The 13,412-nt window shown below is 69.0% G+C and carries 9 protein-coding genes; 6 read left to right on the forward strand and 3 right to left on the reverse strand.

Going from position 1 to position 13,412, the window contains the following annotated elements:
• Positions 1–199 precede the first annotated feature (199 nt).
• Positions 200–391 carry a 50S ribosomal protein L28 gene (gene rpmB, locus AB0M65_RS18115; RefSeq protein ID WP_007031450.1) on the reverse strand — a complete coding sequence of 64 codons (192 nt, stop codon included), beginning with the start codon at positions 389–391 and terminating at the stop codon, positions 200–202.
• A 133-nt stretch (positions 392–524) separates the two neighbouring features.
• On the opposite strand from rpmB, the gene AB0M65_RS18120 reads away from it, so the two are divergent.
• The 3 genes from AB0M65_RS18120 (at position 525) to AB0M65_RS18130 (ending at position 6,529) form a co-directional block, all read left to right on the forward strand.
• Positions 525–2,108, forward strand: coding sequence for a DAK2 domain-containing protein (locus AB0M65_RS18120; protein ID WP_364028576.1), 1,584 nt, complete (start codon positions 525–527; stop codon positions 2,106–2,108).
• Positions 2,109–2,112: 4 nt separating this feature from the next.
• The gene (gene recG / locus AB0M65_RS18125; protein WP_364028578.1) at positions 2,113–4,266 is read left to right on the forward strand and encodes an ATP-dependent DNA helicase RecG; all 2,154 of its coding nucleotides are present in this window, start codon (positions 2,113–2,115) and stop codon (positions 4,264–4,266) included.
• A gap of 184 nt (positions 4,267–4,450) precedes the next feature.
• A complete protein-coding gene (locus tag AB0M65_RS18130; RefSeq protein ID WP_364028580.1) occupies positions 4,451–6,529 on the forward strand; it encodes a caspase family protein in 2,079 nt (692 codons plus the stop codon).
• 48 nt (positions 6,530–6,577) lie between these two features.
• Here AB0M65_RS18130 and AB0M65_RS18135 read toward each other — a convergent pair whose 3' ends face one another.
• Entirely contained in the window at positions 6,578–6,985 is a 408-nt protein-coding gene (locus AB0M65_RS18135; protein ID WP_364028582.1) for a hypothetical protein, read from the reverse strand.
• Positions 6,986–7,074: 89 nt separating this feature from the next.
• A complete protein-coding gene (locus AB0M65_RS18140) occupies positions 7,075–7,680 on the reverse strand; it encodes a TetR/AcrR family transcriptional regulator (RefSeq protein ID WP_364028584.1) in 606 nt (201 codons plus the stop codon).
• A 30-nt stretch (positions 7,681–7,710) separates the two neighbouring features.
• Between AB0M65_RS18140 and AB0M65_RS18145 the strand changes: the two genes are divergently transcribed.
• From AB0M65_RS18145 to AB0M65_RS18155, 3 genes are all read left to right on the forward strand, one after another.
• Positions 7,711–8,895, forward strand: a complete 1,185-nt coding sequence (locus tag AB0M65_RS18145) for an erythromycin esterase family protein (protein ID WP_364028586.1) — start codon at positions 7,711–7,713, stop codon at positions 8,893–8,895.
• 37 nt (positions 8,896–8,932) lie between these two features.
• Complete coding sequence (locus AB0M65_RS18150) at positions 8,933–9,856, forward strand: S8 family peptidase (RefSeq protein ID WP_364028588.1); 924 nt, start codon at positions 8,933–8,935, stop codon at positions 9,854–9,856.
• Positions 9,857–9,943: 87 nt separating this feature from the next.
• The gene (locus AB0M65_RS18155) at positions 9,944–13,321 is read left to right on the forward strand and encodes a pyruvate carboxylase (RefSeq protein WP_364028648.1); all 3,378 of its coding nucleotides are present in this window, start codon (positions 9,944–9,946) and stop codon (positions 13,319–13,321) included.
• Positions 13,322–13,412 lie beyond the last annotated feature (91 nt).

The raw sequence follows: 13,412 nt of genomic DNA on the forward strand, positions 1-13,412 counted from the left end.
CAAGGAAGGGGGCCTTCATGTACTGGGGAAGGTGTGAAGGTCGAGTTTCTTCGGCTGAGCCGAGGGAAGGGGTCCTTCACGCGCCGCCGTGGTGACTGGTGGTGCTCAAGGAGTCCTTGAAGGACCGGCCACCGGCGAGACCCGGGCATAAAAAATGGCGGGCGCTCGAAAGAGCACCCGCCATTCCCCAAGAACCTACTCAGCCACGAACGACCTTGCCCGCCTTGATGCACGAGGTGCAGGCGTTCAGGCGCTTGCGCTGGGACAGACCGATCTTGGCGTGAACAGTCTGGATGTTCGGGTTCCACCGGCGGTTGGTACGCCGGTGGGAGTGCGAGACCGACTTGCCAAAGCCCGGTCCCTTGCCACAGACGTCGCACACGGCAGCCACGTCGAACTCCTCTGGATCTGGGACAAAGAATGATGCGCCCAGCATGCTGGGCAACTCGACCATAGTAACCAGTGGCTCAGAGCCCTCCGGCACCGGGTCGATACCCTCGCTGGAACAGCTAGGAGGTTACGGCGTGCGGGTGCTGGACGTGGCGGCGGTGTCGGCTTGGTCGGCGGCCTGTGTGCACAGCTTGGCGGTGCTGCGGCCGGCGATCGACGGCATCAACGTGTACCCGGTCGCGGACTCCGACACCGGCTCCAACCTGCTGTTCACCATGACCGCGGCCCGTGACGCGCTCGCGGAGGCCGAGCCGGGCACGGCCGCGGAGGCGCTGGCGGCCTTCGCCAAGGGCGCGGTCGCGGCCGCCAAGGGTAATTCGGGGGTGATCATGTCGCAGGTCGTGCGCGGGATCGCCGAGTCGGCGGCCACCGTGGACCTCGACGGGCCGGGGCTCGCGGCCGCGCTCGCGCGGGCCGACCAGGTCGCCACGGGTGCGGTGAGCCGCCCGGTCGCCGGCACCATCCTGACCGTGCTCCATACCGTCGCGGCGACTGTCCGTGACGCGACAGGGTCACTCGAAGAGGTGGCCACGACGGCCGCGCGCGTTGCCGCCGAAGCGCTCGAAGAGACGCCGAAGCAGCTGCCGGTCCTGGCCGTCGCGGGTGTGGTCGACGCCGGTGCCCGCGGCCTGGTCGCGGTCCTCGACGCCCTTTCCGGGGTGATCTCCGGCGGCGTCACCGAGCCGGAACATCCCCTTGAGGCGCATGTCCACGCCACGATCGACGCACCGACGGCGTGGGAGGTCATGTACCTCCTCGACGGCGTCGAAGAGGACAGCCTCCCCGCACTCCGCAAGACGCTCAGCGGCCTCGGCGACAGCGTCACCGTCGCGGGTGACGGCGCGGGCGGCTTCGCCGTCCATGTGCATTGCGCGGACATCGGCGCGGCACTGGAGGCCGGGATCGACCTCGGCCGCCCGCGCCGGGTCCGGGTCGAGCCGCTGATCACACCCACCCCGGTCGAGGTCGGCGGCGGTATCGACCGGTCGGTGGTCGCCGTCGTCCACGGCGGACCGCTGGCGGAACTCCTGCGTGCCGAGGGGGTCGCGGTGCTGTCCGTGCCGCAGGGGGTCGAGCCGACGGTCGAGGAGATGCTGGGCCTGATCAACGAGGCCGCCGGGCATCACGTCACCGTGCTCCCTGGCGGCCATCGGCTGACCGCGGCCGCGGACGCGGCGGCGGGCCACGCGATGGCCGCGGACCGCGACGTCGTCGTCATCCCGTGCGTGTCACCCGTTCAGGTGCTGGCCGCGCTGGCCGTGCACGACGCGGACCGCCGCACCAACGACGACGTCGTCGCGATGGCCGAAGCGGCCGCGGCGACCAGGCGTGGCGAACTGCGGATCGCACGGGAGGAATCGCTAACCTGGGTGGGCAGGGCGCAGGCCGGTGACGTCGTCGGCCTCGTCGATGGCGAGGTCGTGCTGATCGAGCCCGCGCCCGCCTCGGAGACGAACCTGGTCGCGGCCGCGGTCAGCGTGCTGAACCGGATGCTGGCCCTCGGCGGCGAACTGGTCACCGTGCTGACCGGGGTCGACTCGCCGGTCCGGCTGCCCGGTGAGCTCGCCGATCAGCTCCGGCTGGAACATCCCGAGATCGAGCTGACGAGTTACGCCGGCGGCCAGTCCGACGCCGTGCTGCTGATGGGGGTGGAGTGACCGCATGACCAACCTGCGCGCGGACCTCAAGCTGGTCGTGGGCGCGGCGACGGCGAAAGCGCTCGCCAACGGCCTGAAGATCGAGACGGTCAGCGACCTGCTGCGCCACTATCCGCGCCGGTACGCCGAACGCGGCCAGCTCACCGACATCGCCGGACTCGAACTCGGTGAGCACGCGACCGTGATGGCGCGTATCGAACGGGTCAACAAGCGCCGGATGAAGTCGCGCAGCGGCACCCTGCTCGAAATGGTGATCACCGACGGCAAACGCCGTCTGCAGTGCACCTTCTTCAACCAGGCCTGGCGCGAAAAGGACCTCGTCCCCGGCAAGAACGGCCTCTTCGCGGGCAAGGTCACCGCTTTCCGCGACGTCCTGCAGCTGGCGAACCCCGAGTACGAACTGTTCGACGCGGAGCGAGCACCCGAGGCGATGGACGATTTCCTCGCCGAGATCATCCCGGTCTACCCGGCGGCGCAAGGGATCCCGACGTGGGTGATCGCCAAGGCCGTGCGCCAGGTGCTGGACGTGCTGGAGGTCGACGAAGACCCGATGCCGCCCGAACTGCTGGCCCGGTACGGCCTGCCCAGTCTGGAAAGCGCGTTGCGCGGCATCCATCGCCCGTCGAGCTGGGAGGCGTTGAATTCGGCGCGCCGTCGGCTCAAATGGGACGAGGCGATGGCGGTGCAGCTGATTTTCGCGCAGCGGCGGCACTCACTGGTCTCGCGGCCGGCGAAGGCCTCCCCGCGCACCGAAAACGGCATCCTCGACGCCTTCGACAAGCGGCTTCCGTTCGCGCTGACCTCGGGCCAGGAGGAGATCGGCGAGGAGATCGCGCGGGATCTGTCCACCGAGCACCCGATGAACCGGCTGCTGCAGGGCGAGGTCGGCTCCGGCAAGACCGTGGTGGCGTTGCGCGCGATGCTGCAGGTCGTCGATTCCGGGCGGCAGGCGGCGATGCTCGCGCCGACGGAGGTACTGGCCGCGCAGCATGCCCGTTCCCTGCGTGAAATGCTCGGCGACCTCGGGCAGGCCGGTCAGCTCGGCGGCGCGGAGAACGCCACCCGGGTGACGTTGCTGACCGGGTCGATGGGCGCGAAGGAACGCAAGAAGGCGTTGCTGGAGACCGTCAGCGGCGAGGCCGGGATCATCGTCGGCACGCACGCGCTGATCCAGGACACCGTGGCGTTCGCGGATCTCGGGCTGGCCGTGGTCGACGAGCAGCACCGGTTCGGTGTCGAGCAGCGGGACGCGTTGCGGTCCCGCGGCGCCGACGAGACCAGCCCGCACGTGCTCGTCATGACGGCGACACCCATCCCGCGGACGGTCGCGATGACCGTCTACGGCGATCTGGAGATTTCCGCACTGCGCGAGATGCCGGTCGGCCGGTCGCCGATCGCGACGTCGGTGGTGCCGGTCGCGGAGCGGCCCGCGTGGCTGGACCGCGCGTGGCAGCGGGTCCGCGAGGAATGCGGCAAGGGGCACCAGGCCTACATCGTCTGCCCGCGCATCGGCGACGAACCGGCGTCGGACAAGGGCGACAAGCGGCCGCCGCTCGCGGTGCTCGACGTCGCGCCGGATCTCGCCGAGAGCGCTTTGAAGGGCCTCAAGATCGGTGTCCTGCACGGCCGGATGCCCAGTGACGACAAGGACGCCGTGATGCAGGCGTTCTCCAAGGGTGATCTGGACGTGCTCGTGGCGACCACGGTGATCGAGGTCGGCGTGAACGTGCCGAACGCGACCGCGATGGTGATCATGGACGCCGACCGGTTCGGCATCAGCCAGCTGCACCAGCTGCGTGGCCGCGTCGGCCGGGGGAGCGTGCCGGGGTTGTGCCTGCTGGTCACCGAAACCCTGGACGGGACGACCACCAGGGAGCGGCTGGCCGCCGTCGAGTCCACAACGGACGGTTTCGAACTGTCCAGAATGGACCTCGAACTGCGCCGCGAAGGTGACATCCTCGGTGCCGCGCAGTCGGGGAAGAAATCGACCCTGAAACTGCTTTCACTGCTGCAGGACGAGGACGTCATCACCGAGGCACGGGCCCGTTCGTTGGAAATAGTCGAAAAGGACCCGGCATTGGGGAATTACCTGGGACTCGCGCATATGATCGCCGACCTCGTCGACGAAGATCGCGTGGAGTATCTGGAAAAAAGCTGACGTGAACATCTCTGCCCGATCGGACCTTGTCGCCGGACGGGCCGAGGGCTTTCCTTGTTCTGCACAGCCGCGTTCTGTGCGGGCGAGGGAGGCCGGGGATGACGTCAGCGGTGCGGGTCCGGCTCGGTGAGGACGGGGCTGATGCCGAGCGCGTCGACCTCTTCGTGAGCAGGCATTCGACGTCATGACCGGCGAACGGCGTGCCTTGATCATCGCCAACGGCGAATACGACAACCCCGGGTTGAGCGCGCTGCGGTCCCCGGCGGCCGACGCCGAAGCGCTCGCCGAAGTCCTCGCCGATCGCGACATCAGCGAGTTCGACGTCCAGGTGGTGCGTGACGAAACGGCGCACGTGATCGCGAGCCGGGTCGAGGACCTGTTCGCCGACAGCGCACCCAATGACGTCCTGCTGGTGCATTTCTCTTGCCACGGCTTGAAAAGCGAGTCGGGGGAACTGTTCTTCGCCGCCCGCAACACCCGGCCGGAGCGGCTCGCGTCGAGTGCCGTGCCCGCCGATTTCGTCCAGCGCTGCATGCGGATGAGCCGGTCGCGCAGTATCGTGCTGCTGCTGGACTGCTGCTACGGCGGGGCGTTCAGCCAAGGCGTCGCGGTGCGGGCCACCGGCGAGGCAGGAGTCCTCGACGCCTTCCCCGGCGGCGGTTTCGGCGGCCGCGGCCGCGCGGTGATCACCGCGTCGAACTCCATCGAGTACGCCTTCGAGGGCGATCACCTCGCCGACGGCCACGCCCGGCCGTCGGTATTCACGTCCGCGCTCGTCGACGGGCTACGGACCGGAGACGCCGACCGTGACGAGGACGGCTGGATCGCGCTCGGCGAACTTTACGACTATTTGTTCGACAGTGTCCGCGAGCGGAATCCCAACCAGACACCCAGCCGCGACATCGAGATGCAAGGCGAGCTGTACCTCGCCAGGAGCAGACGGCGCCGGATCAAACCGTCGCCGGTCCCTGCCGATCTGCGCGCGGCCAGCGAGGATCCGAATATGTTCACCCGGCTCGGCGCGGTGACCGAACTCCAGCGACGGCTGCTGAGCGAGAACCTTTCCGTCGCCGTCGGCGCGTACGAAGTCCTCTCCGCGATGGCGCAGACCGACATCCAGCACATCGCCGAAGTGGCCGACGTCGCCCGGCGTGAAGCGCGGGTGCGGGCCGAGCCCGAGGTGCTGCGGTTCGGCGAAATCGTCAAGGGGACGACGGCGGTGGCGCGGCTCCGGCTGGACGGTCCGCCGGTCGCGAGGGTCTGCCGGTTCACGTCGTCGCATCCTTGGCTGCGGGTGACCGAAGTCGCCGACGGGGCCGAAATCTCGCTGGACCGCACGGAAATCGGGCCGTTCGACGGGCGGATCACGGTGACCGGGCCGACCGGGGAACTGGTGGTGACGGTCGAGGGGCGGGTGGTTCCGGAGCCGGTTTTGGAACCTGTCCCTGAGCCGGTGGTGGTTTCCCTGCCGGAGCCCGAACCGGTCCCGGTGCAGGCGCTTGTGCCGCCGCCGCCGCGCGAAAACGTCCGGAAACCCGAGCGACCCAGTGAAGATCCGGTGGCGGTCAACGCCGGGCTGCTCGGGATCGCGGCGGGCCTCTATTTGCTGATCGTCGCGTTCCTGCTCGGTGGCAAGCTGGACGGATTCTTCACCGCGGGTGGCTGGATCGCCTTCCTGCTCGCGCTCTTCGCCCTCGCGTCGGGCACCGCGACACTGCGGAAGAGGACGCGTTCGATGGTCGGGCCGGGCCTGCAATGCGGTCTGGCGTTGCTGTCGGCGGTGCCGTTCGGCCTGGGTTCGCTGGTACTGGCGGATCTGGTGATGATCGGCGCGGCCGTCTGCGCGCTGGTGGCGATGCGGCGCGACCGGGGTTTCCGGCTCGTACTGGGTAAACCGCAGGACGTCTTCGCCTGGGGGACGCTGGTGCTGGGGATCATCGGCGTGACCGGGCTCGCCATCGAGGCCGGGGAGCTGTACGAGTACTCGTCGAGCCGGGCCGACGAGGCCACGATCTACGTCGTGGTCGCGGTGCTGCTCCTGATCGCGACCGCGGCCGGGACGCTCGTCCGGCCCAGCGCGTTCCGCGTGGCGTTCACCGGCGGCGCCGCGGCGGGCGGTTTCGTCATGGTCTGCGCGCTGTACTTCGCGATGCCGAGCAGTTCGAGTGTGACCGGTGCGGGCTGGGGGATCGCACTGGGCGCCGTGATCGCGCTCGCCGTCGTCACCGGTTTCGCCGCGTTGAGAAAGCCGGCAGAGGCCTGACGATGGCCATGATCAGGCCCGCGACAGTGCGCTACCGGATCGACCTCGTCAGCGGGTGAACCAGCCGCGCTCTTCGGGTTTGTTGAGCGTGACGATGATGGCGACGGCGATGGCCATCCCGATCAGCTGAGTGATCGCCCCACCACTGAACAGGCTGATCGCCCCCAAGACCACGACCAGCCCTTCCACGGCGATGACCGTCGGCCGCACCCAGGCCGAACCGCGGGAGATCCGCACCGCGCACGCGACCAGCACGACGGCGACCACGAAGCCGAGTATCGCCAAGGCCAGCGGAAGTCCGGCTTCCTCGTTGCCGTGGTCGAGTTCGTTGATCGCGAGGGAGGTCACGAGTGCGCTGACGAGGACGTTGAGGACCGCCTGGAGCCAGAGGAAGCCACGGACGAACTTGAGCTGGCGCGGCATTTCCAGCGGCTTGTTCCGGACTTCTTCGGTCATGACGGGCTCCCTCTTTCGCACGGAGAGTCCAGTCTGGTCGCGGAAGTCGTTGGCGTTGACGGCAAAACTGTCCTCAACCGGATGGCGGACTAATCGCGTGGCACGAAGGCGCCTTCCCGCGCCGCGACGCTCACCGCCCGCGCGGCATTCCGCGCATCGGACGGCGTGGCGCCTTCCCGCGAAATCAGCAGCCGGTAAAACATCGGCCCGCAAACCGCCCTGATCACCTCGTCGCCGTCGGTGCCAGGAGGGACTTCGCCCCGCGCGACGGCCCGGTCCACGATGGGAGCCATCCGTTCGTGCCGGTCTTGATAGAAGTCGTGCAACGCCTCGGCGGCGGGCGGGGACTGGAACGCCGCCGAGACCGACGCCGTCGGCAGTTCCTTCAGCGCGGGCTCGGTGAACCACCGCACGACTTCCGCCGCCACCTCGTACAGATCGTCCTCGAACGACCCGGTGTCGGGTGCCTTCCAGTCGTCCTCCGCACCCATCTGCAACGCCGCGGCGACGAGGCCGTCCGGTGAAGACCAGCGCCGGTACACGGTGGTCTTGTGCACCCCGGACCGTTCGGCGACCGCGTCCACGGTCAGCTCGCCGAAACCGCGTTCGGCCAGCAGGGCGAGGGTGGCGTGCAGGACGGCCTGGCGGGTCCGCTCGGTCCGGCCGCCGGGCCGCTGGGTGCCGGAGGTTGCCAATTGCTACTCCTGTTGCGTTAGGGTGCCAGTATGTCAGACGTCGAACGGATCGCCGAGCTCGTCGGGGACGCGAAGATCGTCGCGATCGGCGAGAACAACCACCACCTCCACGAGTTCGGGGAGCTGCGCAAGCGTTTGCTCCAGCATCTCGTCGAGCACCACGGCTTCCGCGTACTCGGTTTCGAATCCGGCTTCGCCGAGGGGAAGCTCGTCGAGGACTGGCTCCGGGGTGCGCCCGGTGACGTCGCCGACATCGGCCGTGACGGCTTCACCTTCTCCCTCGGCGAGTCGCCCGAGGCGCACGAAATGCTGACGTGGCTTCGCGAACGCGGCGACGTCCGGTACTTTGGTCTTGACGTGCCTAGTTCCGCGGGTTCACCCGTGCCCGCGCTGGAAGCCGTCCGCGCCTACTTGTCCACTGTGGACGAACCCGCGACAAGCCTTGTCGACGCCGCCATCGAGGCGACCAAGGGCTACGCCGCGGTCAGCAGCGCGGAATCGCCCGCCAAGTACGCCGCACTCGACGACGTCGCGAAGGACAAGGCGACCGCGGCCCTCGCAAGGCTCCACGCGCACCTGACCTCGTTGCGTCCGGTGTACGGGCTCACCGAGGCGCAGGCGATCGCGGAACACCATGTCGAAGGCGCCCTGCGCGTCGACAGCTATCTCACCGAGATCGCCGCGATGATGGCGGGCGGGGCACCTGCCCTGCAGAGCGGTTCACGCGACGCGTACCTGGCCTCCACCGTCCGGTTGATCCGGCGACTGCACGGCGACGACACGAAGATCGTGCTGATGCTCCACAACGGACACCTGCAACGCCTGCCGTTCGAGCCCCTGCCCGGCCTCACCTATCCAGCGGCCGGAACGCATCTGGCCGCCGAGTACGGCGACGACTATTTCGCGCTGGCGCTCACGGCCGTCGAGGGCAAGACCACCGGCCTCGAGCCGGATCCCGGGGCCCGCCTCGGTTTCACCGTGTACGAACAAGACCTGGACGCGCCCGCCGAGGGAAGCGTCGAGGCTGAAGGCCCCGGCCTGGTGGATCTCCGCACGAGGCGGGGGACGGAAGGACCCCGAAGCATCCGTCACGCGCATATGTTCAACCCCGTCGACGTCGTCAACGCCTTCGACGCACTCGTCTGCCTTCCGGAGTCGACGGTCAGCGGACACCTCCGACCAGCCCCGACCGATCGGGTGACGACCGGAGGTTGAGGTTGCCACTCGCGGGTGACAGGCGTAGTCCCGAGGAATGATCATTCGACTGGTACGGGTCATGGCCGCGCTGCCCCTCCTGGTGCTTCTGGCGCAGCCCGCCTCCGCGACGGAAGTCCAGCAGAACCCGCCGAACTGGGGACTGGACCGCATCGACCAGCGAACCGGCCTCGATCAGCTCTATCACTACGAGACCGATGCCAAGGACGTCACCGTCTACGTGATCGACAGCGGCGTCGACGCCGCGCATCCGGATTTCGGCGGCCGGGTGAAGCCGGGTAAGGACTTCCTCAACGGCGGCTCGGACACCTCCGACGCCAACGGCCACGGCACGTATCTGGCGGGTGTCGCCGCGTCGAGGACTTTCGGCGTCGCGAAGGCCGCGCAGATCGTCCCGGTGCGGGTGATCGACGCACAGGGTGGAGGCTCCACGGACAAGATCATCGCGGGTATCGACTGGGTGACACAGAACGCACACCAGCCCGCGGTCGCCGTCCTCGGCATCGGCGGGACGGCCAACGACCGGCTCGACGCCGCCGTCCGCGCGCTTGCCGCGGTCGTCCCGATCGCCGTCCCGGCGGGCGGTGAGGCCACCGACGCGGGCAAGTTCTCACCCGCCAGGGTCGCCGAAGCCCTCACCGTCGGTTCGACGGACGCCAGTGACCAGGTCGGCTCCACCTCGAACTACGGCGAGGTCCTCGACCTGTTCGCACCCGGCGTGGACGTGCCGGGACCCAACGCCGGGGGCAGCGGCGGCAGGGTGCTCAGCGGGACGTCGTCGGCCGCGGCGCATGTCACCGGGGTGGCCGCGCTGTACCGCGCCCTGCATCCCGAGGTCTCGGCCGCGGACGTCGCGAAGGCGCTCGTGGACACCGCTTCGGCCGACGTCCTGACCGGCGTCCACGAAGGCACCGCGAACCGGTTGCTCCAGAGTCCTGGCGCGCAACTCAAGCAGGGATGACGTCCATCACCTGGGCAACAACTCCCGCCTTGCGGGACAGGCAGGTAACGTGCCTCACCTACCGATCCGAAGATGGGAAGGACCGGCATGTTCCGCAAGGTACTGGTCGCCAACCGGGGTGAGATCGCCATCCGCGCGTTCCGCGCCGGATTCGAGCTCGGCGCGGGCACGGTGGCTGTGTTCCCGCACGAAGACCGCAATTCGCTCCACCGGCTGAAGGCCGACGAGGCCTATGAGATCGGCGAACCCGGTCATCCGGTGCGGGCTTATCTGTCGGTCGAGGAGATCATCGCGGCCGCCAAGAAGGCGGGCGCGGACGCCGTCTACCCCGGCTACGGCTTTCTCTCCGAGAACCCGGATCTCGCGCGCGCGTGCGAAGAAGAAGGCATCACCTTCGTCGGGCCGAGCGCGGACATCCTCGAACTGACCGGGAACAAGGCCCGCGCGGTCAAGGCCGCGCGCGAGGCGGGCGTGCCGGTGCTGGGTTCTTCCGAACCGTCCTCCGACATCGACGCGCTGGTCGCCGCCGCCGAGAAGATCGGGTTCCCGGTCTTCGTGAAGGCCGTCGCCGGTGGTGGCGGGCGCGGGATGCGCCGTGTCGGCGAACCGGCCCAGCTGCGCGAGTCCATCGAGGCCGCCGCGCGCGAGGCCGAGTCGGCCTTCGGCGACCCGACGGTGTTCATCGAGAAGGCCGTCGTCGAGCCCCGCCACATCGAGGTCCAGATCCTCGCCGACGGCGAGGGCAACGTGATCCACCTCTTCGAACGAGACTGCTCGGTCCAGCGACGGCACCAGAAGGTGATCGAGCTGGCGCCCGCGCCGAACCTGCCGTCCGAACTGCGGGACCGGATCTGCGCGGACGCGGTCAAGTTCGCCCGCCAGATCGGCTACCGCAACGCCGGCACCGTCGAGTTCCTCCTCGACAAGGACGGCAACCACGTCTTCATCGAGATGAACCCGCGGATCCAGGTCGAACACACGGTGACCGAGGAGGTCACCGACGTCGACCTCGTCCAATCGCAGCTGCGCATCGCCTCCGGCCAGACGCTCGACGACCTCGGGCTCTCGCAGGACAAGGTGTACCTGCGCGGCGCCGCGTTGCAGTGCCGCATCACCACCGAGGATCCCGCCAACGGTTTCCGCCCGGACACCGGGATGATCAGCGCGTACCGCTCGCCCGGTGGTTCCGGTATCCGCCTCGACGGCGGGACCGCGTTCTCCGGCACCGAGATCAGCGCGCATTTCGACTCGCTGCTGGTGAAGCTCACCTGCCGCGGCCGCGACTTCCAGACCGCCATCGGCCGCGCGCGCCGCGCCGTCGCCGAGTTCCGGATCCGCGGGGTGGCCACGAACATCCCGTTCCTGCAGGCCGTCCTCGACGACCCGGACTTCCGCGAAGGCCGCGTCACGACGTCGTTCATCGAGGAGCGCCCGCATCTGCTCACCGCACGCCATTCGGCCGACCGCGGGACCAGGCTGCTGACCTACCTCGCCGACAAGACGGTCAACAAGCCGCACGGCGAGCGTCCGCGCACCCTCGAACCGCAGGTCAAGCTGCCGAAGCTGCCGAAGGACCTCGAACCGGCGCCCGGCTCGAAGCAGAAGCTCACCGAACTCGGCCCGGACGGTTTCGCACGCTGGCTGCGGGAGTCGCCGACCCTCGGCGTCACCGACACGACCTTCCGCGACGCGCACCAGTCCCTGCTCGCCACCCGCGTGCGGACCAAGGACCTGCTCGCCGTCGCGCCGATCGTCGCGCGGACCACGCCGCAGCTGCTTTCCCTGGAGTGCTGGGGCGGCGCGACCTACGACGTCGCGTTGCGGTTCCTCGCCGAGGACCCGTGGGAGCGGCTCGCGAAGCTGCGGGAAGCGGTGCCGAACATCTGCCTGCAGATGCTGCTGCGCGGCCGCAACACCGTCGGCTACACGCCGTACCCCACCGAGGTGACCAACGCCTTCGTCGAGGAGGCGACGGCGACCGGCATCGACATCTTCCGGATCTTCGACGCCCTCAACGACGTCGAGCAGATGCGCCCGGCGATCGAGGCCGTGCGTGAGACCGGTTCCGCCGTCGCCGAGGTCGCGCTCTGCTATACCTCGGACCTCTCGGACCCGGCCGAGAAGCTGTACACCCTGGACTACTACCTCAGGCTGGCCGAGCAGATCGTCGGCGCCGGGGCACACGTCCTGGCCATCAAGGATATGGCGGGCCTGCTGCGCGCACCGGCGGCGGCGCGGCTGGTTTCCGCGCTGCGCAAGGAGTTCGACCTCCCAGTGCATATACACACGCACGACACCGCGGGTGGCCAGCTGGCCACGTACCTCGCCGCGATCCAGGCGGGCGCGGACGCCGTCGACGGCGCTGTCGCGTCCATGGCCGGCACGACGTCGCAGCCGTCGCTGTCGGCGCTCGTCGCCGCCACCGACCACTCGGAGCGGCCGACCGGGCTCGACCTGCAGGCCATCGGCGACCTCGAGCCGTACTGGGAGAGCGTGCGCAAGATCTACGCGCCGTTCGAGGCCGGACTCGCTTCGCCGACCGGGCGCGTGTACCACCACGAGATCCCGGGCGGACAGCTGTCGAACCTGCGCACACAGGCGATCGCGCTCGGCCTCGGCGAGCGGTTCGAGGACATCGAGGCGATGTACGCGGCCGCCGACCGGATCCTCGGGCATCTGGTGAAGGTCACGCCTTCGTCCAAAGTGGTCGGTGACCTCGCATTGCACCTCGTCGGCGCGGGTGTCTCGCCGTCGGACTTCGAGGCGGAGCCGAACAAGTTCGACATCCCGGATTCGGTGATCGGCTTCCTGCGTGGCGAACTGGGCGACCCTCCCGGAGGCTGGCCGGAACCGTTCCGCACCAAGGCCCTCGAAGGCCGCGCGGAGCCGAAGCCGGTGCAGGAACTGTCCGAAGAGGACCGCAAGGGTCTGGCAGAGGACCGTCGCAAGACGCTGAACCGGCTGCTGTTCCCCGGGCCCACGAAGGACTTCGAAGCGCACCGCGAGCAGTACGGCGACACGTCGGTGCTGCCGTCGAAGGACTTCTTCTACGGGCTTCGCCCGGGTGAGGAGTACTCGGTCGACCTGGAGCAGGGTGTCCGGCTGCTGATCGAGCTGGAAGCCATCGGTGAGGCGGACGAACGCGGCGTGCGCACGGTGATGTCCACGCTGAACGGCCAGCTGCGCCCGATCCAGGTGCGCGACACCTCGATCGCGTCCGACATCCCGGCGACGGAGAAGGCCGACAAGTCCGATCCGAAGCAGATCGCCGCGCCGTTCGCCGGTGTGGTCACGCTTCAGGTGTCCGAGGGCGACGAGGTCGAGGCCGGTGCCACGGTCGCGACCATCGAGGCGATGAAGATGGAGGCGTCGATCACCGCGTCCACCGGCGGCAAGGTGTCGCGGCGCGCGATCAACGCCGTCCAGCAGGTCGAAGGCGGAGACCTGCTGCTGGTCCTGGAGTGACGTAGGCGGCGGCGCGGAGTTGCTGGTCAGCGCTGAGCGTGGAGGATTGGGGGCGTTGAACGTCCTAATCCTCCACGCGCCCTGCGGCTCA

It is taken from the genome of Amycolatopsis sp. NPDC051071 (assembly GCF_040682875.1).
Classification (GTDB): Bacteria; Actinomycetota; Actinomycetes; order Mycobacteriales; family Pseudonocardiaceae; genus Amycolatopsis.